General features: G+C 73.0%; 26 protein-coding genes. 8 read left to right on the top strand and 18 right to left on the bottom strand.

All coding sequences use genetic code 11. The features are described from left to right. Window positions 1–132: 132 nt before the first annotated feature. Window positions 133–612, top strand: coding sequence for a bacterioferritin (gene bfr, locus AQJ66_RS11100; RefSeq protein WP_061919736.1), 480 nt, complete (start codon window positions 133–135; stop codon window positions 610–612). A gap of 7 nt (window positions 613–619) precedes the next feature. Here the strand turns inward: bfr and AQJ66_RS11105 are convergent, their stop codons facing one another. After that, window positions 620–835: a (2Fe-2S)-binding protein gene (locus AQJ66_RS11105; RefSeq protein ID WP_061919738.1), complete on the bottom strand. Its 216-nt coding sequence runs from the start codon at window positions 833–835 to the stop codon at window positions 620–622. Between the two features lie 145 nt (window positions 836–980). Next, a complete protein-coding gene (locus tag AQJ66_RS11110; RefSeq protein ID WP_061919739.1) occupies window positions 981–2,333 on the bottom strand; it encodes a class II 3-deoxy-7-phosphoheptulonate synthase in 1,353 nt (450 codons plus the stop codon). 105 nt (window positions 2,334–2,438) lie between these two features. Here AQJ66_RS11110 and AQJ66_RS40960 point away from each other — a divergent pair, with 105 nt between their 5' ends. Beyond that, window positions 2,439–2,495: a trp operon leader peptide gene (locus tag AQJ66_RS40960; RefSeq protein ID WP_079060191.1), complete on the top strand. Its 57-nt coding sequence runs from the start codon at window positions 2,439–2,441 to the stop codon at window positions 2,493–2,495. A 93-nt stretch (window positions 2,496–2,588) separates the two neighbouring features. Beyond that, window positions 2,589–4,445, top strand: coding sequence for an anthranilate synthase family protein (locus AQJ66_RS11115; protein WP_061919741.1), 1,857 nt, complete (start codon window positions 2,589–2,591; stop codon window positions 4,443–4,445). 45 nt (window positions 4,446–4,490) lie between these two features. On the opposite strand, the gene AQJ66_RS11120 is transcribed toward AQJ66_RS11115, so the two are convergent. From AQJ66_RS11120 to AQJ66_RS11135, 4 genes are all read right to left on the bottom strand, one after another. Continuing rightward, window positions 4,491–5,519 carry a 6-phosphofructokinase gene (locus tag AQJ66_RS11120; RefSeq protein ID WP_061919742.1) on the bottom strand — a complete coding sequence of 343 codons (1,029 nt, stop codon included), beginning with the start codon at window positions 5,517–5,519 and terminating at the stop codon, window positions 4,491–4,493. Window positions 5,520–5,630: 111 nt separating this feature from the next. After that, entirely contained in the window at window positions 5,631–6,308 is a 678-nt protein-coding gene (locus AQJ66_RS11125) for a response regulator (protein WP_061919744.1), read from the bottom strand. After that, the gene (gene macS / locus AQJ66_RS11130; protein WP_061919746.1) at window positions 6,305–7,528 is read right to left on the bottom strand and encodes a MacS family sensor histidine kinase; all 1,224 of its coding nucleotides are present in this window, start codon (window positions 7,526–7,528) and stop codon (window positions 6,305–6,307) included. Before macS ends, AQJ66_RS11125 begins: the two co-directional genes overlap by 4 nt. A 41-nt stretch (window positions 7,529–7,569) precedes the next feature. Next, window positions 7,570–8,289 carry a lysophospholipid acyltransferase family protein gene (locus AQJ66_RS11135; RefSeq protein ID WP_244162808.1) on the bottom strand — a complete coding sequence of 240 codons (720 nt, stop codon included), beginning with the start codon at window positions 8,287–8,289 and terminating at the stop codon, window positions 7,570–7,572. A gap of 117 nt (window positions 8,290–8,406) precedes the next feature. On the opposite strand from AQJ66_RS11135, the gene AQJ66_RS11140 reads away from it, so the two are divergent. Further along, on the top strand, window positions 8,407–9,186 hold the full coding sequence (locus AQJ66_RS11140) for an alpha/beta hydrolase (protein WP_061919750.1): 780 nt from the start codon (window positions 8,407–8,409) through the stop codon (window positions 9,184–9,186). Next, window positions 9,179–9,742 (top strand): hypothetical protein, encoded by a 564-nt coding sequence (locus AQJ66_RS11145; protein WP_061919752.1) that lies wholly within the window; start codon window positions 9,179–9,181, stop codon window positions 9,740–9,742. Before AQJ66_RS11140 ends, AQJ66_RS11145 begins: the two co-directional genes overlap by 8 nt. Before the next feature lie 6 nt (window positions 9,743–9,748). On the opposite strand, the gene AQJ66_RS11150 is transcribed toward AQJ66_RS11145, so the two are convergent. The 6 genes from AQJ66_RS11150 to AQJ66_RS11175 form a co-directional block, all read right to left on the bottom strand. Beyond that, a complete protein-coding gene (locus tag AQJ66_RS11150; RefSeq protein WP_061919755.1) occupies window positions 9,749–10,504 on the bottom strand; it encodes an endonuclease/exonuclease/phosphatase family protein in 756 nt (251 codons plus the stop codon). Window positions 10,505–10,571: 67 nt separating this feature from the next. After that, window positions 10,572–11,525, bottom strand: coding sequence for an ROK family glucokinase (locus AQJ66_RS11155; protein ID WP_061919757.1), 954 nt, complete (start codon window positions 11,523–11,525; stop codon window positions 10,572–10,574). 66 nt (window positions 11,526–11,591) lie between these two features. Further along, on the bottom strand, window positions 11,592–12,077 hold the full coding sequence (locus AQJ66_RS11160; RefSeq protein ID WP_061919760.1) for a DUF5304 domain-containing protein: 486 nt from the start codon (window positions 12,075–12,077) through the stop codon (window positions 11,592–11,594). A gap of 58 nt (window positions 12,078–12,135) precedes the next feature. After that, window positions 12,136–13,317: an ArsA family ATPase gene (locus tag AQJ66_RS11165; RefSeq protein ID WP_061919762.1), complete on the bottom strand. Its 1,182-nt coding sequence runs from the start codon at window positions 13,315–13,317 to the stop codon at window positions 12,136–12,138. Window positions 13,318–13,390: 73 nt separating this feature from the next. Continuing rightward, window positions 13,391–13,831: an SRPBCC family protein gene (locus AQJ66_RS11170; protein ID WP_061919764.1), complete on the bottom strand. Its 441-nt coding sequence runs from the start codon at window positions 13,829–13,831 to the stop codon at window positions 13,391–13,393. A 134-nt stretch (window positions 13,832–13,965) separates the two neighbouring features. Then, window positions 13,966–14,763 (bottom strand): metallophosphoesterase family protein, encoded by a 798-nt coding sequence (locus AQJ66_RS11175; RefSeq protein ID WP_061919766.1) that lies wholly within the window; start codon window positions 14,761–14,763, stop codon window positions 13,966–13,968. Window positions 14,764–15,072: 309 nt separating this feature from the next. On the opposite strand from AQJ66_RS11175, the gene AQJ66_RS11180 reads away from it, so the two are divergent. Further along, window positions 15,073–16,869: an AMP-dependent synthetase/ligase gene (locus AQJ66_RS11180; protein ID WP_061919768.1), complete on the top strand. Its 1,797-nt coding sequence runs from the start codon at window positions 15,073–15,075 to the stop codon at window positions 16,867–16,869. 74 nt (window positions 16,870–16,943) lie between these two features. Here the strand turns inward: AQJ66_RS11180 and AQJ66_RS11185 are convergent, their stop codons facing one another. The 6 genes from AQJ66_RS11185 to AQJ66_RS11210 all read right to left on the bottom strand — a co-directional run bounded on the left by AQJ66_RS11185 (window position 16,944) and on the right by AQJ66_RS11210 (window position 23,838). Then, entirely contained in the window at window positions 16,944–18,086 is a 1,143-nt protein-coding gene (locus tag AQJ66_RS11185) for a glycosyltransferase family 4 protein (RefSeq protein WP_061919770.1), read from the bottom strand. A gap of 396 nt (window positions 18,087–18,482) precedes the next feature. Continuing rightward, entirely contained in the window at window positions 18,483–19,685 is a 1,203-nt protein-coding gene (locus AQJ66_RS11190; RefSeq protein ID WP_244162798.1) for a hypothetical protein, read from the bottom strand. Window positions 19,686–19,714: 29 nt separating this feature from the next. Beyond that, window positions 19,715–20,728 carry a C40 family peptidase gene (locus tag AQJ66_RS11195; RefSeq protein WP_061919772.1) on the bottom strand — a complete coding sequence of 338 codons (1,014 nt, stop codon included), beginning with the start codon at window positions 20,726–20,728 and terminating at the stop codon, window positions 19,715–19,717. Window positions 20,729–20,974: 246 nt separating this feature from the next. After that, window positions 20,975–22,006 (bottom strand): C40 family peptidase, encoded by a 1,032-nt coding sequence (locus tag AQJ66_RS11200; protein WP_061919774.1) that lies wholly within the window; start codon window positions 22,004–22,006, stop codon window positions 20,975–20,977. Between the two features lie 212 nt (window positions 22,007–22,218). Then, window positions 22,219–23,562, bottom strand: coding sequence for an NYN domain-containing protein (locus tag AQJ66_RS11205; RefSeq protein WP_061919776.1), 1,344 nt, complete (start codon window positions 23,560–23,562; stop codon window positions 22,219–22,221). Between the two features lie 36 nt (window positions 23,563–23,598). Beyond that, on the bottom strand, window positions 23,599–23,838 hold the full coding sequence (locus AQJ66_RS11210; RefSeq protein WP_061919778.1) for a hypothetical protein: 240 nt from the start codon (window positions 23,836–23,838) through the stop codon (window positions 23,599–23,601). Window positions 23,839–24,176: 338 nt separating this feature from the next. Here AQJ66_RS11210 and AQJ66_RS11215 point away from each other — a divergent pair, with 338 nt between their 5' ends. After that, the gene (locus AQJ66_RS11215; RefSeq protein ID WP_079060177.1) at window positions 24,177–24,917 is read left to right on the top strand and encodes a rhomboid family intramembrane serine protease; all 741 of its coding nucleotides are present in this window, start codon (window positions 24,177–24,179) and stop codon (window positions 24,915–24,917) included. Beyond that, complete coding sequence (locus AQJ66_RS11220) at window positions 24,914–25,195, top strand: Lrp/AsnC family transcriptional regulator (RefSeq protein ID WP_061919780.1); 282 nt, start codon at window positions 24,914–24,916, stop codon at window positions 25,193–25,195. Before AQJ66_RS11215 ends, AQJ66_RS11220 begins: the two co-directional genes overlap by 4 nt. Window positions 25,196–25,273: the final 78 nt, after the last annotated feature.

The raw sequence follows: 25,273 nt of genomic DNA on the forward strand, positions 1-25,273 counted from the left end.
CCTCAATACGGACAATCACCATCAAGTAGGCACTTATTTACTAAGTACGCACTTACTGGACGATCTTCGCCTCCGATGGAATCATGCGGGCCGCACCCCTCCCCCGTCCCCCGTATGGAAGGAGCCGCTGCGATGCAGGGCGACCCCGAGGTCATCGAGTTCCTCAACGAGCAGCTCACCGGCGAGCTGACCGCGATCAACCAGTACTTCCTGCACGCGAAGATGCAGGACAACAACGGCTGGCACAAGCTCGCGCGGTACACGCGGCGCGAGTCGTTCGACGAGATGAAGCACGCCGAGGTGCTCACCGACCGGATCCTGCTCCTGGAGGGGCTGCCCAACTACCAGCGGCTCTTCCACGTGCGGGTGGGCCAGACGGTCCGGGAGATGTTCGAGGCCGACCGGCAGGTCGAGGTGGAGGCGATCGACCGGCTCAGGCGCGGGATCAAGGTGATGCGCGACAAGGGCGACATCACGTCGGCGAACATCTTCGAGGACATCCTCGCCGACGAGGAGCACCACATCGACTACCTCGACACCCAGCTGGAACTGCTGGAGAAGCTCGGCGAGGCGCTGTACCTCGCGCAGGTGATCGAGCAGCCGGAGGGCTGAGCGGGAGCTAGGCGGCTTCCGGGAACGCGGAGAGGGCCTGCTCGCCCCGCTCGTGACGCGGGCAGGCGCCCCGGCCGAGGAGGGCCTGGATGCGGCGGACGCAGGAGCCGCAGTCGGTGCCCGCCTTGCAGGCGGAGGCCAGCTGGCGCGGGGTGCGGGCACCGCCCTCCGCGTGCTGCTTGACCTGGGCCTCGGTGATGCCGAAGCAGCTGCAGACGTACACGCGCCATCCACCTCCCGAACAGGGTCTTTCGTACTGCCGTCCCGTTATCCGGTGAGGCAAACCTAACCTTACCCAGCCTTCGGGAGCTGCGAAAGCGCGAAGGGGCGCGGACCGGTGTGATCCGCGCCCCAGCTCGCCCATCCGGTCACTGGTCCCGGTACATCTCCGCGACGAGGAACGCCAGGTCGAGGGACTGGCTGCGGTTCAGCCGCGGGTCGCAGGCCGTCTCGTAGCGCTGGTGCAGGTCGTCGACGAAGATCTCGTCACCGCCGCCGACGCACTCGGTGACGTCGTCGCCGGTCAGCTCCACGTGGATGCCGCCCGGGTGGGTGCCGAGCGCCTTGTGGACCTCGAAGAAGCCCTTGACCTCGTCCAGCACGTCGTCGAAGCGGCGGGTCTTGTGCCCGGAGGCCGCCTCGAAGGTGTTGCCGTGCATCGGGTCGGTCACCCAGGCCACCACCGCGCCGGACGCAGTGACCTTCTCCACCAGCTCGGGAAGCCGGTCGCGGATCTTGTCGGCGCCCATGCGGACGATGAAGGTCAGCCGGCCCGGCTCCCGGTCGGGGTCGAGGCGGTCGATGTAGCGCAGCGCCTCCTCGGCCGTTGTGGCCGGGCCGAGCTTGATGCCGATCGGGTTGCGGATCTTCGAGGCGAACTCGACGTGCGCGTGGTCCAGCTGCCGGGTGCGCTCACCGATCCACACCATGTGCGCCGAGACGTCGTACAGCCGGCCGGTGCGGGAGTCGACCCGGGTCAGGGCGGACTCGTAGTCCAGCAGCAGCGCCTCGTGCGAGGAGAAGAACTCGACGGTCTTGAACTCCTCCGGGTCGGTGCCGCAGGCCCGCATGAAGTTCAGCGCGTTGTCGATCTCCCGCGCGAGCTGCTCGTAGCGCTGGCCCGACGGCGACGACTTCACGAAGTCCTGGTTCCAGGCGTGCACCTGGCGCAGGTCGGCGTAACCGCCGGTGGTGAAGGCGCGCACCAGGTTCAGCGTCGAGGCCGAGGCGTGGTACATGCGCTTGAGCCGCTCGGGGTCCGGGATGCGGGACTCCGGCGTGAAGTCGAAGCCGTTGACGGAGTCGCCCCGGTAGACCGGGAGCGTGACGCCGTCGCGGGTCTCCATCGGCTTGGAGCGCGGCTTGGAGTACTGGCCGGCGATCCGGCCCACCTTCACCACGGGCACGGAGGCCGCGTAGGTCAGGACGGCACCCATCTGGAGCAGCGTCTTGAGCTTGTTGCGGATGTGGTCGGCGGACACCGCGTCGAAGGCCTCGGCGCAGTCGCCGCCCTGGAGGAGGAACGCCTCTCCCTTGGCGACGGCCGCCATCCGGGCGCGCAGCTGGTCGCACTCGCCCGCGAAGACGAGCGGCGGATACGACTCGAGCTCCGCGATCACTGCGCGCAGAGCCTCGGCGTCGGGGTACTCGGGCTGCTGCGCCGCGGGCAGGTCTCGCCAGGTGTTGCCAGCGCTCGCGCTGGTCTTAGCGTTCACGGTCACCCCTCAAACATTACGGGGTCGTGTCGCGTGGTTCCGGCCTGGCTCGAAGAGTGAGACGCGGCGTTTACCCCGTGGACGCACGGCGGGTGCGGTAGGGTTCCCCTCATGTTCGCGCCGTCGATCCAGAACTGGTGGTGGACCGCTTCTCCGGCGGCCCACTGACTGCGCGTACGCACGACTTCGCGAAGGCCGCCCGAGGGGCGGCCTTCGGCGTTTCCGGGGCCGTTCCTCCACCACACCGACGGAAGAGGAACCATGGACCCGGCACAGCTGCTCGACGACCCCCGCCCCTTCGCCCTGCTCCGCCGCCGCACGCCCGGCCGGGCCGAGGACACGGTGGAGGTGCTGGTCGGCCCGGTGACCGCCCGCGACCGGCTCGCCGACCTGCCCGACGAGGGCCTGGCGCTCGTCCCGTTCCGGCAGATCCGCGAGCGCGGCTTCGACGTCCGCGACGACGGGACTCCGCTGCTGGTGCTGACGCCCGAGGAGTCGTACGAGATCCCGCTCGGGGAGGCGCTGCGGGCGCTGCCCGCGCACGACGTGCGCGTCGAGGGCGGCGGCTTCGACGTCGGTGACGAGGAGTACCGCGAGACCGTCGGGCGGGTGCTGCGCGAGGAGATCGGCCGGGGCGAGGGCGCGAACTTCGTCATCCGGCGCACGTACGAGGGGCGGATCCCCGGCTTCGGGCGGGCGGACGCGCTGGCGCTGTTCCGGCGGCTGCTGGAGGGCGAGCGGGGGGCGTACTGGACGTTCGTCGTCCACACCGGGGACCGGACGCTGGTCGGGGCGAGCCCCGAGGTGCACGTGCGGATGTCCGGCGGAACGGTCGTCATGAACCCGATCAGCGGGACGTACCGCTATCCCGCCCAGGGCCCTACCCCGGAGGACCTGCTGGACTTCCTCGCGGACGGCAAGGAGATCGAGGAGCTCTCCATGGTCGTCGACGAGGAGCTGAAGATGATGTGCACCGTCGGCGACATGGGCGGGGTGGTCGTCGGCCCGCGGCTGAAGGAGATGGCGCACCTCGCGCACACCGAGTACGAGCTGCGCGGCAGGTCCTCCCTGGACGCCCGGGAGGTGCTGAGGGAGACCATGTTCGCCGCGACGGTGACCGGGTCGCCGGTGCAGAACGCCTGCCGGGTGATCGAGCGGCACGAGGCCACCGGGCGCGGGTACTACGCCGGCGCCCTCGCCCTGCTCGGCCGGGACCCGGGCGGCGCCCAGACCCTGGACTCCCCCATCCTGATCCGCACCGCCGACATCGCCGCCGACGGGCGGCTGCGCGTCCCGGTCGGCGCGACGCTCGTGCGGGGCTCGGACCCCGCGGGCGAGGTGGCGGAGACGCACGCGAAGGCGGCCGGCGTGCTGGCGGCCCTCGGGGTGGGGCCGTCCCGGCCGCGCGCGGAGCGGGAGCGGCCCCGGCTGGCCGAGGACCCCCGGGTGCGGGCCGCGCTGGACGGGCGCCGGGCCTCGCTCGCGCCGTTCTGGCTGCGGATGCAGGAGCGGTCCGGCTCCCTCGACGGCCACGCCCTCGTCGTCGACGGCGAGGACACCTTCACCGCGATGCTGGCGCACGTGCTGCGCTCCGGCGGTCTGGAGGTGACCGTCCGGCGGTACGACGAGCCCGGGCTGCGGGACGCCGTACTCGCGCACGAGGGGCCGGTCGTGCTCGGGCCCGGCCCGGGGGACCCTGCGGACCTCGCCGACCCGAAGATGCGCCTGCTGCGCGAGCTGACCGCCGAGGTGGTCCGGGAGCACCGGCACGGCGTGCTCGGGGTCTGCCTCGGCCACGAGCTGATCGCGGCCGAGCTGGGGCTGGACATCGTCCGCAAGGAGGTGCCGTACCAGGGGGCGCAGACCACGATCGACCTGTTCGGGCGGCCGGAGACCGTCGGCTTCTACAACAGCTTCACCGCCCGCTGCGACGACGACACCGCCCGCGAACTGGCCGCGCACGGCGTCGAGGTGAGCCGGGCGGGCAACGGCGAGGTGCACGCGCTGCGCGCGGCCCGCTTCGCCTCGGTCCAGTTCCATCCGGAGTCGGTGCTCACGCTGGGCGGCCCGGCGATCGTGGCGGAACTGCTGAGCGGAGCGCTGCTGCGGCAGCCGTGACCGGGCGGGCCCGGGGACGTCGCGTCCCCGGGCCCGGACCGGGCGTCAGCCGAAGAACACCCCCACCTCCGCGTACAGCTCCGGGTCCACCGTCTTCAGCTTGGCCGTGGCCTCGGAGATCGGGACGCGGACGATGTCGGTGCCGCGCAGGGCGACCATCTTGCCGAAGTCGCCGTCGCGGACGCAGTCGATGGCGTGCAGGCCGAAGCGGGTGGCGAGCCAGCGGTCGAAGGCGCTGGGCGTGCCGCCGCGCTGGATGTGCCCGAGGACCGTGGTGCGGGCCTCCTTGCCGGTGCGCTTCTCGATCTCCTTGGCGAGCCACTCGCCGACCCCGGACAGCCGCACGTGCCCGAAGGAGTCCAGCGAGTCGTCCTTGAGGACCACCTCGCCGTCCTTGGGCATGGCGCCCTCGGCGATGACGACGATCGGGGCGTACGACGCCTTGAAGCGGGAGGCGATCCAGGCGCACACCTGGTCGAGGTCGAAGCGCTGCTCGGGGATGAGGATGACGTTGGCGCCGCCGGCGAGGCCCGAGTGCAGGGCGATCCAGCCGGCGTGCCGGCCCATCACCTCGCAGACCAGGACCCGCATGTGGGACTCGGCGGTGGTGTGCAGACGGTCGATCGCCTCGGTGGCGATGCCCACGGCCGTGTCGAAACCGAAGGTGTAGTCGGTGGCGGACAGGTCGTTGTCGATGGTCTTCGGCACGCCCACGCAGGGCACGCCGTACTCGTCGGACAGCCGCGCCGCCACGCCCAGGGTGTCCTCGCCGCCGATCGCGACGAGCGCCTCGACCTCCTGCTTGGCCAGGTTCTCCTTGATGCGGCGGATGCCGCCCTCCACCTTCAGCGGGTTGGTGCGCGAGGAGCCGAGGACGGTGCCGCCGCGGGGCAGGATGCCGCGCACGGCCGGGATGTCGAGACGGACGGTGTCGTTCTCCAGGGGGCCCCGCCAGCCGTCCCGGAAGCCGACGAAGTCGTAGCCGTACTCCTGCACGCCCTTGCGGACGATGCCCCGGATGACGGCGTTGAGCCCGGGGCAGTCGCCGCCTCCGGTCAGTACTCCGACCCGCATGCCAAATGTCCCTTCGCCGCTGTTACCTGACGCTCACTCACGGTAAGGGTGATTCAGGTCACACAGCGAGAGGCGGGCACGGCCATTCCGGTGACGTGTGAGTGCGCCGGTTTACTCGTCGTCGAGGCCGCGCTCTATCGCGTACCGCACCAGCTCGACGCGATTGTGCAACTGCAGCTTGCCGAGGGTGTTCTGGACGTGGTTCTGGACCGTGCGGTGGGAGATCACCAGGCGTTCGGCGATCTGCTTGTAGCTCAGGCCCTTGGCGACCAGCCGCAGCACCTCCGTCTCCCGGTCCGTCAGCCTGGGTGCGCCCGGCTCGCCGGCGTCCGGGGCGGGCGCGGGCTCGGAGGCCAGGCGCCGGTACTCGCCGAGGACGAGTCCGGCGAGGCCGGGGGTGAACACCGGGTCGCCGGCGGCGGTGCGGCGCACCGCGTCCAGCAGTTCCGCGGTCGAGGCGGACTTCAGCAGGTAGCCGGTGGCCCCGGACTTCACCGCCTCCAGCACGTCGGCGTGCTCACCGCTGGCGGACAGCACGAGGACACGCAGGGCGGGGTTGTGGGCCACCAGTTCCTTGCACACCTGCACGCCGGGCTTGACCGGCAGGTTGAGGTCCAGCACGAGGACGTCCGGGGCGGCGGCCCGGGCGCGGCGCACCGCCTGCTCGCCGTCGCCGGCGGTGGCGACCACCTCGAGGCCGGACTCGGCCAGGTCCCGGGCGACCGCGTCGCGCCACATGGGGTGGTCGTCGACCACCATGACCCGGATCGGGTCCTGCTGCTGCGTCATCGCTTCTCCGCCTTCCCCCGCGCCGTGCCGGCGCCCTTCGGTACCTTCATCTCGACTTCCGTGCCCTGGCCGGGGACGGACACCAGTTCGGCGGCGCCGCCGAGGTCCCGCAGCCGGCCGCGGATCGACTGGGCCACGCCGAGCCGGCCCTCGCCCTCGGCCTGGGCGAGCCGGCCGTCGGGGATGCCGGGGCCGTCGTCCCGTACGGTCACGACGACCTCGTCGTACTCGTCCTCGACCAGGATCCAGGCGCGGGCGCCCTCGCCCGCGTGCCGGCGCACGTTGTCCAGGGCGGCCCCGACCGCCGCGGCCAGTTCACGGGCGGCGGCCGGGGGCAGCGGGACCGGGGCGCCGGGCTCGGCGAGGCTGACCCGGGCGCCCGCGTACGGGGCGAGCAGGGTCCGCAGGTCGACGGGGCCGTCGTCGTCCGGTTCCTCGACGGCTCGGACGACGGCTCCGGCGGAGGCGTCCTCCGAGACCCGGGAGACCGGCAGCAGACCGCCGGAGACCAGCGTGCGCAGGGCCACCTCCTGCTCCCCGGCCATGCGCCCCAGCTCGGCCGCCTCGCCGCCGATGACCGCGCCGCGCCGCTGCACCATCGCCAGCACCTGGAGCACGCTGTCGTGGATGTCCCGGGCCAGCCGCTCCCGCTCCCGGGTCGCGGCCTCGATCTCCAGGGCGCGGGCGAGGGTGCGTTCGGAGGCGCGGGCGACCTCGACGACGTAGCCGATGGCGATGGAGGCGACCCAGACCAGGATCACGTTGTGCACGGTGTCCCGGGCCGGGCTGCCGCGCTCGACCAGGTTGACGGCGGCGACGGCGGTGGAGGCGACGGCGGCGAAGCGCCAGCCGCCTCTGATGGCGAAGGCCAGGACCGAGCCGGCGGTCCATATCGACGGCAGGGTCGGGCCACCGCCCGCGATCCGCTCGTGGCTGTCGGCGAGCGGGGTGAGCAGGATGCCGGTGAGGGCGACGGTGAGGTCGGCGGCCAGGAAGCGCTTGGTGCAGGCGGCCGCGTTCGCCACCCGGGGCAGGGTGGCGAGGGTCCACACGACGAGGACGGTGTAGTAGGCGACGGCGACCCAGGGGCGGACGAACTGCCCGTACGCCGTGGCGCACAGGCCGATGGCGTACAGCGTCGTCAGGACGCGGTAGCCGGCGAGGGCGCGCCACAGGGGCTGCTCGACCGACATCCGCAGGACCCGCTCGCGCTCGGCCATGCCCCCGCTCCCCCCAGGCTCCCCCGACCCCGGCCCCGGCCCTACTCGGGCTTCTTCTTCTCGTTCTTCTCGGCTTCCTTGGCCGCCTTCGCCGCCTCGGCGATCTGCCGCTTCGCGGCGGTGGCGTACATGTCGACGTACTCCTGGCCCGAGAGCTTCATGATCTCGTACATGACCTCGTCGGTCACCGCGCGCAGCACGAACCGGTCGTGCTCCATGCCCTGGTAGCGGCTGAAGTCCAGCGGCTTGCCGATGCGGATGCCGGGCCGCATCAGCTTGGGCACGACCTTGCCGGGCGGCTGGATCTTCTCGGTGTCGATCATCGCGACCGGAATGACCGGCGCGCCGGTGGCGAGCGCCACGCGCGCGAGGCCGCCGGGCTTGCCCCGGTACAGGCGGCCGTCGGGCGACCGCGTGCCCTCGGGGTAGATGCCGAACAGCTCACCGCGCTCCAGCACCTCTATGCCGCTGTTGACGGCCGCCTCGCCGGCGCCGCGCGCCCCGGAGCGGTCCACCGGGAGCTGGCCGACGCCCTTGAAGAAGGCCGCGGTCAGGCGGCCCTTCACGCCGGGGGTGGTGAAGTACTCCGCCTTGGCGATGAAGGTGACCTTGCGGTCGAGGACCGCGGGCAGGAAGAAGGAGTCCGAGAAGGACAGGTGATTGCTCGCCAGAATGGCGGGGCCCTCGGCCGGAATGTTCTCCAGGCCCTCCACCCAGGGCCGGAAGGCGACCTTCAGCGGTCCGCCGATGGCGACCTTCATCGTGCCGTACAACACCCGTGTGCCTCCTGTTTCCGTCGATCAGACCATATCCCGGAGTCCCGCCGATGGACCCGACGACCCTGGTCGGTGTCGGTGCGGTCGCGTACGGTGAGGCACATGCCAGTTCTGCCCGGAGCCGAGCCGTACCGCCACGAGGGCGGGGAGACGGGTGTCCTCCTCTGCCACGGCTTCACCGGCTCACCCCAGTCGCTGCGCCCCTGGGCGGAGCACCACGCGGCGCACGGCCTGACCGTGTCGCTGCCGCTGCTGCCCGGCCACGGCACCCGCTGGGAGGACATGCAGGTCACCGGCTGGCAGGACTGGTACGCCGAGGTGGACCGCGAGCTGCGGCTGCTCGCCGACCGCTGCTCCCGGGTGTTCGTCGGGGGCCTGTCGATGGGCGGGGCGCTGGCGCTGAGGCTGGCGGCCAGGCACGGGGAGCGGGTCGCCGGTGCGGTGGTGGTGAACCCGGCGAACCGGGTGCACGGCCTGTCCGCGTACGCCCTTCCGGTCGCTCGGCACCTGGTGCGCACGACGCGGGGCATCGCCAGTGACATCGCCAAGGAGGGCGCGGCGGAGCTGGGGTACGACCGGGTGCCGCTGCACGCGGCGCACTCCCTGCGGGTGTTCCTGCGCCGGCTGGACGGCGAGCTGCCCCAGGTCACCCAGCCGCTGCTGCTGCTGCGCAGCGCGCGGGACCATGTGGTGCCGGCGGCCGACTCGGCCCGGGTGCTGAGCCGGATCTCCTCCGTCGACGTGACGGAGATCGTGCTGGAACAGAGTTACCACGTCGCGACGTTGGACCACGATGCGGACCGGATCTTCGAGGAGAGCCTCGCCTTCATCGGCCGGCTCGCACCCAGTGTCGGCAAGGAAGGGACGGCCGCAGTTGGCTGAGCACGACTCCGACCGCGGGGACCGCGAGCCGGACGAGCAGAAGGTGCCTTTCGACGAGGAGGCCGCCTGGCGGGCGATCGTCGCGGGATACGGCCAGGAGCCGCCGGACCCGCCGGGCAGCAGGCCGTTCCGGCCGGTGGAGGATCTCGCGCTGCCCGAGGACGTCCCCGAGGAGCCGGCCGACGGCGCCGCGGAGCCGCGCCCGCCCGCCCGGCCGCTGGGCAGCTCGGTGTCGTTCGCGCCCGGTGTCGGCCCGCGCGACCACAGCGCGCCGGAGCCCTCCGAGGAGGACTTCGACGAGGACGACGAGGGCCACTTCGTGCCCCCCGAGCCGCCGGCGCTGCCGGAGACCGACACGACGGCCAGGTTCGCCTGGCTCGGGGTGGTCGGGGGGCCGATCCTGCTGCTGCTCGCCGTGGTGCTGGGCTGGCAGATGACCTGGTGGCTGAACACCCTCGGCATAGGCGGCTTCCTGGGCGGCTTCGCGACGCTGGTGATGCGGATGCGCACGGACGAGGACGAGGACGACGACCCCGGGCGCGGGGCGGTCGTCTGAGAGGCTCTAGCTCGCCGGGATTCTGAGGGCGGCCAGGACCGGGAGGTGGTCCGTGGCCGCCCTCAGGTCGTCCTCCGTCACGCCGGGGTGGTCCAGGGGGACGCCGCAGCCCAGGATCTCGACGCCCTTCGTGGCGAAGATCGCGTCGATGCGGAGGGGGGGCTCGGTGCGCGTCCAGGTGTGCTCGCCGCCCCAGGGCGCGGCGGTGCGGCAGTCCCGGAGCGACGCGGCGAGCCTGCGGAAGGTGCGGCCCTGTGGGGGGTCGTTGAGGTCGCCGCCCGCGATCGCGTGTTCGACGCCGAGTCCGGCCAGCCGGTCCAGGAGCATGCCGCCCTGCTCGTACCGCTCGTCGGCCTGCAGGCTGAGGTGGCAGCTGATGACGCCGAGGCGGGCGCGGCCGAACCGGACGACGGCGGTGGCGAGGCCGCGCCGGTGGAGTCCCGGGGTGCGCGGCAGCAGGACGTCCTGCGTGCGCTCGGCGGTGGCCCGCAGCGAGCAGAGGATCGCGGGGCCCGCGGCGGTGGCTCCCCCCGTGAGGACGACCAGGCCGGAGGCGGCCGCGAGCCGGGCGAGCTTCTTGCGCCAGCGGAAGAAGAGCGGGGCCTCCTGGAGGAGCACCAGGTCGGGGGCGCAGGCGGTGATCACCCTGGCGAGCGCGTCGGTGTCGTCGCGCATCGAGCGGATGTTGTAGCCGAGGGCCCGGATGACGGCGGAACCGTCCGGTTCGGTGCGGGAGTTGGGAAGCAGCGTGGTGTTCGCCATGCGATCAACATACGACGGTGCCCGCCGCTCCGGGTCCGGACGCGGCGGGCACGGTCGTGCGGGCTCGCTACATGATCGGGTCGGGCTCGCGGGCCAGGTCGGCCGCGCCCACCAGACCGGCCTTGTTGCCGAGCTGGGCGGCGATCACGTCGGCCACCGGGCGCCAGTTGCCGCCGACCAGCCAGCGCTTGTAGGACTTGCGGATCGGGTCCAGGACCAGGTCGCCCTCGTCGGAGAGCCCGCCGCCGACGATGAAGGCGGAGGGGTCGAACAGGGAGGCCAGGTCGGCGAGGCCGGCCCCGGCCCAGCGGGCCAGCTCGCGGTAGGAGTCGACGGCGACCGGGCAGCCCTGACGGGCGGCCATGGAGATGTGCTTGCCCTCGATGCCGTCCGGGGTGCCGTCGCCCAGCGCCAGCAGGATCTCGGCGCGCTCCGGGGTGGCGTTGGCGCGCTGCTTGGCGTAGCGGACCAGGGCCCGCCCGGAGGCGTACTGCTCCCAGCAGCCCTGGGAGCCGCAGCCGCACAGCAGCCCGTCGGGGACCATGCGGATGTGGCCGAACTCGGCGGCCACGCCGAAGTGGCCGCGGCGCAGCTTGTTGCCGATGATGATGCCGCCGCCGAGGCCGGTGCCGAGCGTGATGCAGATGACGTTGCGGTGGCCCTTGCCGGCGCCGAACTTGTACTCGCCCCAGGCGGCCGCGTTGGCGTCGTTCTCGACGACGACCGGCAGGCCGGTGCGCGCCTCGACCTTCTCCTTCAGCGGCTCGTTGCGCCAGTCGATGTTGGGCGCGAAGTAGACGGTGGAACGCTGCCGGTTGACGTAACCGGCGGCGCCGATGCCCACGCCCACGATCTCGTGCCCCGCGCGCGCGCCCTCCACCGCCGAGGCGATGGCGTCGATGATGGCCTCGGGCGTGGTGGGGGTCGGCACCTTGAAGGTCGAGAGGATGTTGCCTTCCTCGTCGACCACGCCGGCCGCGATCTTGGTGCCGCCGATGTCGACGCCGATGGTGAGTCCCATGAATCCCTCAGTTCGGTCGAGCCCCGCTACGGCCAACCGTACCCGAGGCCCTGCCGTGGGAGGGTTTCAGTCCAGGTCGATGCGTTGCCCCGGACCGGTCCCCTCGCCCCCGTCGGGGCGGTCGGGCCGGTCGTCGTCCAGGTCGGCGGCCCGGGTGGTCCAGCGGCGCTCCTGGGCCTGGACGGCGGAGCGGTAGGCGGCCAGCAGTTCGGTGCCGGCCGCGGCGAGGTGGTCGAAGACGTCGGGGTTGCGCTCTATGACGGGTTCGACGGCGGCCTTGGCCTGCTGGACCACCTGGCGCACGGCCTGCTGGGCCGCGGGGCCGGCCAGGCCGCCGAGGAGCGGGGACTGCAGGCCGGACAGCTTGTCGGCCACGGTGTCCACGAACCTGCGCAGTTCCTCGGCGGCGGAGCCGGGGGGCGGCCCCTGTTCGGCTCGGCGGCGGGTCTTCTCGGCGGCGAGGTCCTCGGCGCAGGCCGTGGCCCAGGCGTCGGCGTCGGTCGCCCGCTGTGCCGCCTCGGGGGGTTCGGGTGCGGGGCGCTCTTCGCTCATGGCGGACTCCTGACTACGGTTCGCCCCTACGACGTTACCCGAACGGGCCCGGCCGGGTTCACCGTGCCGCGGCGGGCCACAGTCCGGGGTCGGGGGCGAAGCGGATGCGCAGCTCGCCCTCGCGCAGCGCGGCGCCGGCGACGGTGCAGCGGCGCAGGGCGGAGGGCAGCGCGACGATCCGCCGGAAGGAGCCGGCCGTGATCAGGAGTTCGTCGCCGCGCCGGACGAGGTCGAGGTCGTCCCGTATCGCGCCGGGCAGCGGGATGTGCCAGACGAGGACGCCGTCGGTGGCGAGCGCGTCGGTGACGGGCCACTCGGCCGGGTCGGGCACGGGGTTGACGCCGGGCACGGCGAGGGCCTCGAGGTCGTCGGTGCCGCGCGGGTCGCGGCCGAGGTGGGGGACGGTGTGCAGGTCGTGGCGGCGCTCGGCGTCCCGCCACTCGGCCAGGGTCTTGTGCTGCTGGGCGAGGAGGCCGGCCGGCCAGGTGTCGGGCCCGGCCTCGGGCAGCACCCGGTTGGCGACCAGGGCCTCGGTGGCCAGGCCGCGCAGGGCGAGGCCGAGGGCGGCGGCGCGGACGGCGTCGGCGCCGGCCGGCCCTGGTTCGGCGATCAGGCGGACGGCGGTGCCGCGGTCGGCGACGACGGCCTCGACGGCGGCCAGTTCGAGGTCCCAGCGGGCCGCCGTCTCGTACAGCCACTCGGCGGGCATGGGCACCCCGGCCAGCCGTCCGAGGACGGGCCGGAGCGCGCGGGCGGCCTGCCGTTCGGGCGGGAGCAGGCGGCGCAGGTAGCGGCGCAGTTCCTCGGGGAGGGCGAGCAGGGCGAGGGCCTGCGGGAGGGGCGGGAGGTCGACGACGAGGAGGTCGTAGCGCTCGGAGAGGGCGGCGTCCCGGAGGGCGCGCAGGAAGGACAGCTCCTCCGCGCCGGGCAGCGGGGTGACCTCCTCGGCGTCCAGTCGGGCGGCGCCCAGCAGGTCCAGGACGCCGGCGGCGCGGGTCTGGAAGGCGGTGAGGTCCTGCCGGAACCGGTCGTCCGCGTCGGGGCGCCAGGCGGTGAGGTTCCGGGCGATCCCGGTGGGGACAGGTCCGGTGGCGGCGCCCAGCGCCGCGCCCGGCGTGTCCGTGCGGTCGGCACTGAGCAGCAGGGTGCGGGTGCCCTCGCGGGCGGCGTTCACCGCGGTGGCGGCGGCCAGCGTCGTCCGCCCGCTGCCGCCCGGGCCGGTGATCAGGATGGTGCGCATGAGGGTGAACGGTAACGGAGCGGGCGAGGTGCCGGGCCGCGTGCCACGGCTCCCCGGGGTTCGCGTCGAAGGCCTACCGGCCCGACTCCACCCGCTTCTTCAGGCCCGCCAGGGCCCGGTCGATGATGACCTTCTCCGCCTTGCGCTTGATCATGCCGAGCATGGGGATCTTGACGTCGACGGTGAGCCGGTAGGTCACCTCGGTCGCGCCCGAGCCCGCCGGCTTCAGGAGGTAGGAGCCGTCCAGGGAGCGGAGCATCTGGGACTTCACCAGGGTCCAGGACACCTCGTACTCGCCGCCCCAGGTGTAGGCGAGGGTCTGGTCGTCCTTGATGGCGCCGGCGTCCATGACGAGCCGCACCTGCTCGGCGCGCCCCCGCTCGTCGGCCGCGAGGACCTCCGCCTCCTTGACCTCGCCGGTCCAGTCCGGGTACCGCTCGAAGTCGGCGATCACCGCCATGACGTCGGCCGGAGCCGCCTCGATCGTGATGCTCGAACTGGTGTGTTCCGCCATCGCCGTGGCTCCTCCAGATACGGACCGGGAAGAAGAGTGTTGCGCGCAGGGTGCGCACGTGTGTGCAGCGTGAAGGCTACCGCGCCGCCGACCTGCCGCCTTCACCCCGTCCGCGTCGGCGTTCCGTCACCGGTTCACCATTCGAGCGCCCACGGCCGGCCCGTCCCGGCGAAGTGCCCCACGTTCACGCACTCGGTGGCGCCGATCCGCATCCGGCGCACCAGCGGCTGGTGGACGTGGCCGAACAGGGAGTAGCGCGGCCGGGTGCGGCGGATCGCGGCCAGCAGGGCCCTGCTGCCCCGCTCGAAGCGGCGCGCGACGGTGTCGTAGACCAGCTCGGGCACCTCCGGCGGGATGTGCGTGCACAGCACGTCGACCTCGCCGACCGCCTCGATCTTCGCCGCGTACTCCTCGTCGTCGATCTCGTACGGCGTCCGCATCGGGGTGCGCAGGCCGCCGCCGACGAAGCCGAAGGTCCAGCCGCCGATCTCGACCCGCTCGCCGTCCAGGACGGTGGTGCCGGGGCGGGCGTACTCCCGCCACAGGGGCGGCATGTCGACATTGCCGTAGGTGGCGTACGTCGGTGCGGGGAACGCGGCGAACATCTCGGCGTACTGCCGGCGCACCGCCCGCTCGACGGCGGCGGCCCGGTCGGTGCCGATGCCCGCCCACAGCCGGGCGCCGAAGGCGCGCGCCTCCTCGAAGCGGCGGGCGGTGCGCAACTCCACGATGCGGTCGGCGTTCTCCGTGCCGAACAGGTCGGGGAAGATCCCGCGTGAGTGGTCGGCGTAGTCCAGGAAGAGGACGAGGTCGCCGAGGCAGATCAGGGCGTCGGCACCCTCGCCGGCGCGGGCCAGGTCACGTGCGTTGCCGTGCACGTCGCTGACCACGTGGACGCGCGTCCTTCTGTTCCCGGTGTGTGCAGGCGCCATGGTGATCAAGGGTAGGCGGGGCGCCGCCCTTGTGAACAGTGACGGGCCGAACCGGGGTTACTCGCCGGTCGCTTCGGCCGTGGACTACTGTGCGCAAAGGAACGCCAGCCTGTGTGACGCAGCGAACATCTCACCCGGCCCCCCTGTCGTAGAAGCCATACCGGCGGGTAACGTCCGGGCAGTCCAGTCGTGCTCTGGGTTTCAACATGTGAACGAACATGTGAATCCCGGAGCACCTGCCCGAGCCTTGGACCGCTCCGTCGCATCACACAGTGTCGTGGCGCCGGCGCCCTATGAGGAGCAGCAGTCTTGCGCGAGTTCAGCCTTCCGGCTTTGTACGAGGTCCCTGCGGACGGCAATCTGACCGACATCGTCCGGAGAAACGCCGCGCAGCATCCCGACGTCGCCGTCATCGCCCGGAAGGTGGGCGGTGCCTGGCAGGACGTGACGGCCACGGCCTTCCTGGCCGAGGTGCACACCGCGGCCAAGGGCCTCATCGCCGCCGGCGTGCAGCCGGGCGACCGGGTCGGCCTGATGTCGCGCACCCGCTACGAGTGGACGCTGCTGGACTTCGCGATCTGGAGCGCGGGCGCGGTGACCGTGCCGGTGTACGAGACCAGCTCGCCGGAGCAGGTGGCGTGGATCCTGTCCGACTCGGGCGCGACCGCCTGCGTCGTGGAGCTGGACGCGCACGCGGCGGCCGTGGACTCGGTGCGCGAGTCGCTGCCCGCCCTGAAGCACGTGTGGCAGATCGAGGCCGGCGGCCTGGAGGAGCTGGGCCGGCTCGGCCAGGACGTCGCGGACGCGACCGTCGAGGAGCGCAGCTCGCTCGCCCGGGCCGACGACCCGGCGACCATCGTCTACACCAGCGGGACGACCGGCCGCCCCAAGGGCTGCGTGCTCACCCACCGCAGCTTCTTCGCCGAGTGCGGCAACGTCGTGGAGCGGCTGCGCCCGCTGTTCCGCACCGGTGAGTGCTCCGTCCTGCTCTTCCTGCCCCTCGCGCACGTCTTCGGGCGGCTGGTGCAGGTCGCGCCGATGATCGCGCCGATCAAGCTGGGCTGCGTGCCGGACATCAAGAACCTCACCGACGAGCTGGCCGCGTTCCGGCCGACGCTGATCCTCGGCGTGCCGCGGGTCTTCGAGAAGGTCTACAACACGGCGCGGTCCAAGGCGCAGGCCGACGGCAAGGGCGCGATCTTCGACAAGGCCGCGGACACCGCGATCGCCTACAGCAAGGCGCTGGACACCCCGTCGGGCCCGCCGCTGGGCCTGAAGATCAAGCACAAGGTCTTCGACAAGCTGGTCTACAGCAAGCTGCGCGCGGTCCTCGGCGGCCGGGGCGAGTACGCCATCTCCGGCGGCGCCCCGCTGGGCGAGCGGCTCGGCCACTTCTTCCGGGGCATCGGCTTCACGGTGCTCGAGGGCTACGGCCTGACCGAGTCCTGCGCGGCGACCGCGTTCAACCCCTGGGACCGGCAGAAGATCGGCACGGTCGGCCAGCCGCTGCCGGGCTCGGTGATCCGGATCGCGGACGACGGCGAGGTGCTGCTGCACGGCGAGCACCTGTTCAAGGAGTACTGGAACAACCCGGGCGCGACCGCGGAGGCGCTGGCCGACGGCTGGTTCCACACCGGTGACATCGGCACGCTCGACGAGGACGGCTACCTGAGGATCACCGGCCGCAAGAAGGAGATCATCGTCACCGCGGGCGGCAAGAACGTCGCCCCGGCCGTGATCGAGGACCGGATCCGGGCGCACGCGCTGGTCGCGGAGTGCATGGTGGTGGGCGACGGGCGGCCGTTCGTGGGCGCGCTGGTCACCCTCGACGACGAGTTCCTGGCCCGCTGGGCCGCCGAGCACGGCAAGCCGGCGGGCTCCACCGCGGCGTCGCTGCGCGAGGACCCGGACCTGCTGGCCGCGATCCAGTCGGCGGTCGACGACGGCAACGCCGCGGTGTCGAAGGCGGAGTCGGTGCGCAAGTTCCGCATCCTCTCCTCCCAGTTCACGGAGGAGTCGGGCCACCTCACCCCGTCGCTGAAGCTCAAGCGGAACGTGGTGGCGAAGGACTACGCGGACGAGATCGAGGCGATCTACGCGAAGTAACGGGCTTCCTGACGGTACGTCACGGCGCGGTGTCCCCGGCGGGGACCCGCGCCGTCGTGCGTTCCGGACAGGCCCTAGAGCAGGGCCTTGAGCTTCTCCGCGAGGAGGTCCCAGCGCCACTTCTCCTCGACCCACCGGCGGCCCCGCTCGCCCATGCGGCGGCGCAGTTCGGGGTCGCCGAGGAGGGCGACGATCCGGTCGGCGGCCTCGGCCGGCTCGCCGCCGCGGACGACCCACCCGGTCTCGCCGTCCAGGACGGCGTCGGGGGCGCCGCCGGAGTCGCCGGCGACGACCGGCAGCCCGGTGGCGGACGCCTCCAGGTAGACGATGCCGAGGCCCTCGACGTCCAGGCCGCCGCGCCGGGTGCGGCACGGCATGGCGAAGACGTCGCCGGCGCCGTAGTGCGCGGGCAGCTCGGACCAGGGGACGGCGCCGGTGAACCGGACGGAGCCCTCGACCCCGGTCTCCCGGGCCAGCCGGCGCAGGTCCCGCTCGTACGGCCCGCCGCCGACGACGAGCAGCACGGTGTCCGGCTCGGCGGCGAGGATCCGGGGCATGGCCCGGATCAGGGTGTCCTGGCCCTTCCGCGGCACCAGCCGGGAGACGCACACGACGACCGGCCGCTCGGTGAGCCCGAGCCGGGCCCGCACCTCGTCGCCGCCGGATCCGGGGTGGAAGGTCTTCTCGTCGACCCCGGGCGGCAGCTGCGCCATCCGCGCGGCCGCTTCGGGGGTGAGGGCGGACGCTATCCGGGAGCGGGTGTACTCGCCGAGGTAGGTGATCGTGTCCGTGGACTCGCCGATGCGGCGCAGCAGTTGCCGGGCGGCGGGCAGCTGGGCCCAGCCGGCCTCGTGGCCGTGCGTGGTGGCGACCAGCCGCCGGGCGCCGGCCCTGCGCAGCGCGGGCGCCATCAGGCCGAGCGGCGCCGCGGCCCCGAACCACACCGAGGTGCAGCCGTGCTCGCGCAGCAGCCCGACGGCCCGCCGGGTCGCGCCCGGGGTGGGCAGCAGCATGGTCGTGCGGTCGCGTACGACGGTGAAGGGCTGCTCGGCGTCGAAGGCGGCCGTGGCCCGTTCACCCTCCCGCCCGCGCTTCCAGGTGGAGGCGTAGACGACCAGCCGCCCGGGCTCCAGCCGGAGGGCCATGTTGTGCAGAAAGGCCTGGATGCCGCCCGGCCGGGGCGGAAAGTCGTTGGTCACGATCAGCGTCTTGTGCATCCCCGCGGACTCTACCGCGCCGGGGGACCGGCGGAGCGGACGAGGGGGCGGCGGGGACGGGGCCCGGGCGCGCTTCGCCGCTGGGCTCCGGGCTCCGGGGCGTCGCGGCGTGCGCAGGCGGTGCGAGGACGGCGAACGGGAAGGCGGCCGCCCTCACCGCGGCCCGCGCCCGGTGGCGCCCCACGCCTTCGCCTCAGGCCACCCGCGCGCAGGCGGCCGCGGCCTCCTGGCGCCGGGCCCGCCGCAGCCACGTCCGGTTCCACGCCGTGCCGGCGTTCCTGCGGCATCCGGACGCCCCGGCGGAGCAGTCGGCGGTGCTGCGACGGCGGCTGGACCTCCTGGAGACCGCCACGAGCCTCCGGCCTGCGCGAGGCGCTCGGTGTTGCTCGGGCGGGGTCAGTCCAGCTGACTGCGCACGTACGCACGCCAGGCGGCGGTGAACGCCTCCGGTGTGGTGCCGAGGACCTTCCTCAGGGCGTCCTCGACCGCGCCCGCCCGTCTTCCGTGGGCGCCGACGGCGCGGTAGAAGGTGCCGAGCCGGGTCTGTCCCCAGTGGGCGGCGATCATGCGGCAGGCCAGCCAGCCGCCCTCGTAGGCCCGCGCGAGGCGCGTCGGGTCGCCGCTGAAGCCGAAGTCCTGGTCGGTGGGGAGGGCCGCGGGCACCTGGCCGTCCTGGACGGCCCGGGCGAGTTCCGGGGCCGCCTCCTGGGGGGTGCGGCCGGTGCCGAGGTAGCCGATCCAGTCGGCGAAGCCCTCGGACAGCCACAGCGGGGTGGCGGCGGTGGTGTCCGCGCGGGTGGCGACATGGGTGGTCTCGTGGGTCAGGACGACCTGCTTGCCGAGGCCGCCGAGCACCGCGTACGCCTCCGGGTTGACCACCACCCGGTCCGCGGGGGCCTTGCCCGCGCCGCCCACCTCGCCGGTGGTGACCGCGGCGATGCCCCGGTAGTTGGCGGCGGGCGAGCCGAGCAGCGCCGCCATCCCGTTCAGCGTGTGCGGGACGAGGACGACGACCCGGCGGGCCCACCCCGTGCCCCACACACCGGAGACGGCCGGTACCGCGCGGTCGGCGAGCCGGACGTAGGCGCGCAGGTCGCCGGCGCTCCGGCCGGTGCCGAGGACCAGGCTGTGGGCGCCCGCGACGGCGGTCACCGCGCCCTGGTCCCACAGCTGCTGCCCGGCCTTCGGGGCGGGCCGGTCGGCGGTGACGTACCACTTCCCGGCGGAGGTGCGGCGCAGGGCGAGGGTGCGGCGGACGCTGACGGGGGCCCGGTCGTACCCGGCGACCCGGTAGCGCAGTTCGGCGTCGGCGGTGGCGCCGGAGCGGACGCGGTGCAGGGCGGTCACCCGGTAGGCCCAGGAGGCCAGGGGCAGGGCGCGCAGCCGGGCGTACTCGCCGCGGGTGCCGGTCGCGCCGAAGGCGGGCTCGTCGTGGCCGAGCAGCGCCGTCGCGCGCCGGTCGAGGACGCGCTGCACCTCGGTCCGCACCGGGTCGGCCGCCGGGTGCCCGCCGCAGCCGGACAGCGGCGCCGCGAGCAGCAGGCACAGTGCCGCCACCGCGGGGCGCCGGGCCCCGCGCGCTGCTCGACGATCGGCCATTTCCCGATCGTACGGCGTGCGGCGGGCTCTCAGGGACGGGTGACCGAGGAGATCGGCAGCACCCCGACCGGGTCGTAGCGCACCGGCGCACCCGGGTAGGGCGCGTGGATCACCTGGCCGTTGCCCGCGTACATCGCCACGTGGCTGGCGTCGGAGCGGTAGACGATCAGATCGCCGGGGCGGGCCTCGGACAGCGGGATCCGCCGGCCGGCGTGGCGCTGCTCCTGCGAGGTGCGCGGCAGCTGGATGCCGGCCTGCTCGTACGACCACTGCATCAGGCCCGAGCAGTCGAAGCCGCCGGGGCCGGTGGCGCCCCACACGTAGGGCCGGCCGAGCGCGGAGCGGGCGGCGGCGAGCGCGGCGGCCGCGCGGGCGTCGGGGACGCCGGGGGCGCCGGCGCCGGGCAGGCCCGTGCGGCCGGAGCGGGAGGCCGGGTGGTAGTGCGCGCGTTCGCCGGCGGGCAGGGAGTTGAGCAGCCTGCGGGCCTGGGTGAGCTTGTGCTCCACGGTCCGTTTGTGCGCGGCGACCGCCTCGCGGCTGCGCTCCAGCGCGGCCAGCTTGCCCGCGGCCTCGGTGCGCTGCTGGGCGAGGTCGCGCAGCGCCGCGCGCAACTCCCTGAGCTGCCCGGCCTGCTGGGCGTCGATGCGGTCGAGGGTGGCGGCCTTGTCGAGGTAGTCGGCGGGGTCGTCGGACAGCAGCAGGGCGACCGCCGGGTCGAGGCCGCCGGAACGGTACTGGGCGCCGGCCAGGGAACCGAGCCGTTCGCGCATGGTGTTGACGCGCTGCTGCCCGCGGGCGATGCGGTCCTGTGCCTCGCGGATCTCGCGGCGCAGCGCGCCGGCCCGTTCGCCGGCCTGGTCGTAGGCCTCGGTGGCCCGCTCCGCCTCCGTGTACAGGCGGTCGACCTCGGCGCGGGTGTCACGGTGCGGGCTCGCCTGCGCCGGTACGGCGCCGAGTGCGGCGGCCGCGGCCGACAGGGCGCACAGGGCGGCGCCGGCGCCCCGGTTGGTGCCGGACGGTGGAAGACGGCGGTGGGACCCCACGGCAGCCCTTCTGCTGGCGGACATCGGACGGTTCCCCGGGCGCGGGGACGGGGAGACCCACGCGCCGGGGAAGCGCGGCAGACAGTAGCGGGGTGGCGGTGCGGCGGCCAAAGCGGTGGAGGGCGGCGGAAAACGCCGAACCCCGCCGCTGACGCAGGTCATGGGCGGGGCGTGGAGTCGGTTCGGGGTGTGCGCCGTTCCCGGGATTCGCCCGTTCGGGCGTCCCGGGGAGGCCTGGTGACGCTGTCAGACGCGGACGCCGAACTGGAACGGCATGTCGCCGATCGCCTCGTAGCGGACGACGGCACCGGTGTGCGGGGCGTGCAGCACCTGGCCGTTGCCGGCGTAGAGGCCGACGTGGTGCAGGTCGCTGTAGAAGAAGACGAGGTCGCCGACCTGGAGCTGGCTCTCGGAGAGGCGGGTGCCGATGTTCGCCTGGGCCTCGGAGGTGCGCGGTATGGAGACGCCGGCCTGGGCGTAGGCCCAGGAGGTCAGGCCCGAGCAGTCGAACGAGGAGGGGCCGGAGGCGCCGTAGACGTACGGCGTGCCTATCTTGCTCTGGGCGGCGGAGAAGGCGGCGGCGGCCCGGCCGGAGGCGGAGGTGTCGTTGCCGAGGTCGACGCGCTCGGTGGAGGAGCGGTTGGCGCGGGCCTGCTGGGCCGCGAGTGCGGCCTTCTCCTTGGCCGTCAGGGTGTTGAGCAGCTTCTGCGCCTCGGCGAGCTTGCCCTGGACTTCCTTCTTCTTGTTGCCCAGCTCCGTGCGGGTGGACGCGAGGTCCTTGAGCTTCTCCGTCGCCTCCGCCCGCTCCTGGGCGAGTTCGCGCTGTTTGTCCTGAATCTTCTTCAGGGCCTCGACCTGCTGGGCGCTCAACTGGTCGAGTGTGGAGGCCTTGTCCAGGTAGTCGTCCGGGTTGGACGACAGGAACAGCTGGACGGAGGGGTCGATGCCCCCGGAGCGGTACTGGGCGGTGGCGAGCGAACCCAGACCGTCGCGCAGCTTGTTGAGCTCCTGCTGGCCGCGGGCCACGTTGTCCTGGATGGTGGAGATTTCCTTCTGCAGCTTCTGCTGCTTCTCCTTGGCCCCGTTGTACTTCTCGGTGGCCTGCTCGGCCTGCTCGTAGAGCTTGTCGACCTTCGACTTGACCTCGTCCTTGCCGAGCTTCTCGGTGGGCGCGGCATTGGCGGCGTTCGCGCTGAGCGCGACGGCAGCGGCGGCTGCGGTGGTCAGCACGGTGACACGCGTGCGGCTCGGCTGCTTGGGTCGACGGTGGGACGCCACGGAGGACGAACTCCTTCTTGTGAGTGTTCACCCGTTCGGAGGTTCGAGCCCAGACCCTAGTGACCCACTTGTGATCAGATCAAATCCTCACACCAAAAAACATCGTCACGCCATGCATTCTTTGCACACAACTCACCTGCGGTGATGCGTGCTTGACTCTACGTTGCGTGACGGAACGACCAATTCGGGCATTGAGTATGCCCGTTGGACCTTCAGGACAGTCGCTTCAGAAGCACCGCAGAGGCGACGGGTCGGGCACCGGCCCGGGCGACCCCGTCGGCCACCTCCCGGTCGGTCGAGGCGACGATGACCGGCCGGCCCGGCGGCTCCGCGCGCACCAGCTGGCGGATCAGCTCGTCGGCCGTCACCCCGGGCTTGGAGAACAGCACCCGCACCCCGCGCGGCGGCGCGAGCAGCACCGGCGCGGCCAGTTCGGCGCCGTCGAAGACGCACGTGACCTCGGCACCGGTCTGCGCGGCGAGCGCCGAGAGCTGGCCGAGCAGCCGCAGCCGCTGCTTCTCCAGCGGCATCTGCGGATAGCCGGTCTTGGTCACGTTGTAGCCGTCGACGACCAGGTGCGCCTGCGGCAGCGCGAGCAACTGGTCGAGGATGGCCGGGTCGTGCTCGGACAGGGCGCGGGCCGCGATGTCCTTCGGGGTCATTCGTCCCGGTTCGACCGCGTCCACGGTCTCGGCGGGCCGCACCGACACCGGGGGCAGGGCGAGTTCGCGTCTGAGGCCCTGGGTGGCGTCGAGCAGGGTGTCGAGCAGCAGCCGGACCCGCATGTCCCCGACGCTGCGGCCCTCCCGGGCCGCCCGGCGGGTGGCCTCCAGGGCGGCCTCGGCCTCCCCCAGGCGGGCCTTGAGCCGCCGGGACTCGCTCTCGGCGGCCGACACCTGCGCCTGCCCCTCGGCGCGCACGGTCTCGGCCTCGGCCTGCGCCTTGCGCAGCGCGGCCTCCCCGCGCTTGACGTCGCTGAGGGCGGAGCGCAGCTTGCGGTGCAGCGACTCCGCCTCCTTCTTCACCGACTCCAGCTCGGCGCGCAGCCGTTCGGTCTCGGTCCGGGTGAGCTCACGGGCCCGCTCCAGCTCCTCGCGCAGCCGCTCCAGCTCCGCGCGGCTCTCCTCACCGGCCCGCTCGGCGTCCGCCCGCTGGGCCTCCTCGCCGGCCGCGGTGACCAGCTTCACCCAGCCCGCGGGGCGCAGTACGTAGGCCGCGGCCGCCACGTCGAGCGGGTCCGCGGCCGGGGGCGGCGAGCCGGAGTCGAGGGCGCCGGAGAGTTCCGGCTGCGCCTCTCTGAACCGGTCCCCGATCCGCTGCCGAAACAGCGGATCCGTCTCCAGCGCGGCCGCCATCGCGTTCCCGGCGAACTTGGTCCGCCGGTTCGGGGCGAAACGGGCGTACTGCCGCAACTGGGCGGGCAGTTCGGGCACGGTCAGGGCGCCGAAGCCGTCCGAGACGATCTGCACGACCCGTCGGCGCACGCCGTCGGGCAGCGGACGGTCAAGCACCTCAGCGGTGCCGTCGCCCGGCCCCCCGCCTGCGGTCTCCACCATCCGTCACACCCCAATACCTGTACGGGGCCGCTCCGCTCAGGAGGCGGCGCCCGGCCTGTCCACGAGTTCCACCTGGTCCACCGCGTTGCACCAGCGGCAGCGGACCGACTCGATGGTCTCACTGACCACCTCGCGCTCCTCCACGGTCGGCTCGCCGGCCAGGTCGAGGTGGACGTACTCGACGACCTTGGACGAGCGGGTCACGTCGAACCGGGTGAGGTTGCCGCAGAGGGTGCAGCGCCATCGCGTCGTGGCGGTCGGCAGGGGAACCGTCATCGTGCCTGTTCGCTTCCTTCTCGGTGGGTCCGCGCCACTCCCGGACGCGTCTGGCTCGTAACCCTACGGCCTGCCGCGGCCTCGCCGCCCGTCCGTCCCCAGTGCCTGTCCGGCGGATCCTGTCGCAGACGCGGGGTACGGAACGCACATCTGCCGCGTTGTCATCACTCGCCGACGCTCCGCGTCGACTCCCTCCTCCGCCTTGCAGCTGCACGCACCATACCCCGCTCACCTGCATTGACAGGGTCTGCCCGGTTCCCGCGACCTGATCCGCCGGACAGGCCCTGGCGGCGAGGCGGTCTGTCAGCCTGTGCCCCGTTACGTCATGCTCTGTAGTCATGATCAGCACGTGGAGCACGGCGGCCGGCAGGGCACTCAGGGCGGTGCGCGGCGGCCCGGCACCGGTGACGTACGGCCTCATCGCCCTGTGCTCCCTGATCTTCGTCCTGGGTCCGGCCTCGGGGCTCACCCCCGGGTACGGCCCGGGCGACGCGCTGTTCGCCGCGCAGCGCGCGTACTTCCGGCACTGGGGCGTCGTGCCGGCCCGGCTCTTCGACGGGTCCGCCCGGCAGGCGCTCACCCCGGTCACGGCCCTGTTCGTGCACGGCAGCTGGGTGCATCTGCTCGGCAACATGCTCTTCCTCTTCGTCTTCGGGATGATGACCGAGGAACGGATGGGCCGGGTGGAGTTCACCCTCTTCTACGTCGGCTGCGGATACCTGGCCCTGCTGGGCTACGCGGCCGCCAACACCGCCTCCGAGCAGTCGCTGGTCGGCGCGTCCGGGGCGATCTCGGCGGTCCTCGGAGCGTTCCTGTACCTGTTCCCGCGCGCCCGTGTCACCAGTCTCCTCCCCTTCCTGTTCTTCCTGCCGCTGCGCTTCCCGGCGTGGGTCGTGCTGCCGTTCTGGGCGGCCCTGCAGTGGCAGGCGGCCCGGCACTCCGGCCAGGGGCCCGGGGTGGCCTACCTGGCGCACCTGGTGGGTTTCGCCCTCGGGTTCTGCTACGCGTGGGCCCGATTCCGTACGACTAGAGTGAAAGCCGCCCCAGCTCCGGCCCCCGAGGGAGAGAACCAGCCGTGATCACCGCGATCGTTCTGATCAAGACCAGCGTGGACCGGATCCCGGAGATCGCGGAGCGGATCGCTTCGCTGGATTCGGTGAGCGAGGTGTTCTCCGTCACCGGTACGTACGACCTGATCGCGATGGTGCGGGTGCGGGAGCACGAGGATCTCGCCGAGGTGATTCCGGGGCGGATCAGCAAGATTCCGGGCGTCGAGGCCACCGACACCCACGTCGCGTTTCGTACGTACTCGCAGCATGACCTCGAGGCCGCGTTCTCCATCGGGCTGGATTCCTGACGCTCGGCGTCCGCGGGGCGCGGGGTCGTGCGCGGGTGCGGGTGCGTTGTGGCTTGTCGCGCCCACGCGGCGGAGCCG

The sequence above is a fragment of the Streptomyces bungoensis genome (assembly GCF_001514215.1).
Taxonomy (GTDB): domain Bacteria; phylum Actinomycetota; class Actinomycetes; order Streptomycetales; family Streptomycetaceae; genus Streptomyces; species Streptomyces bungoensis.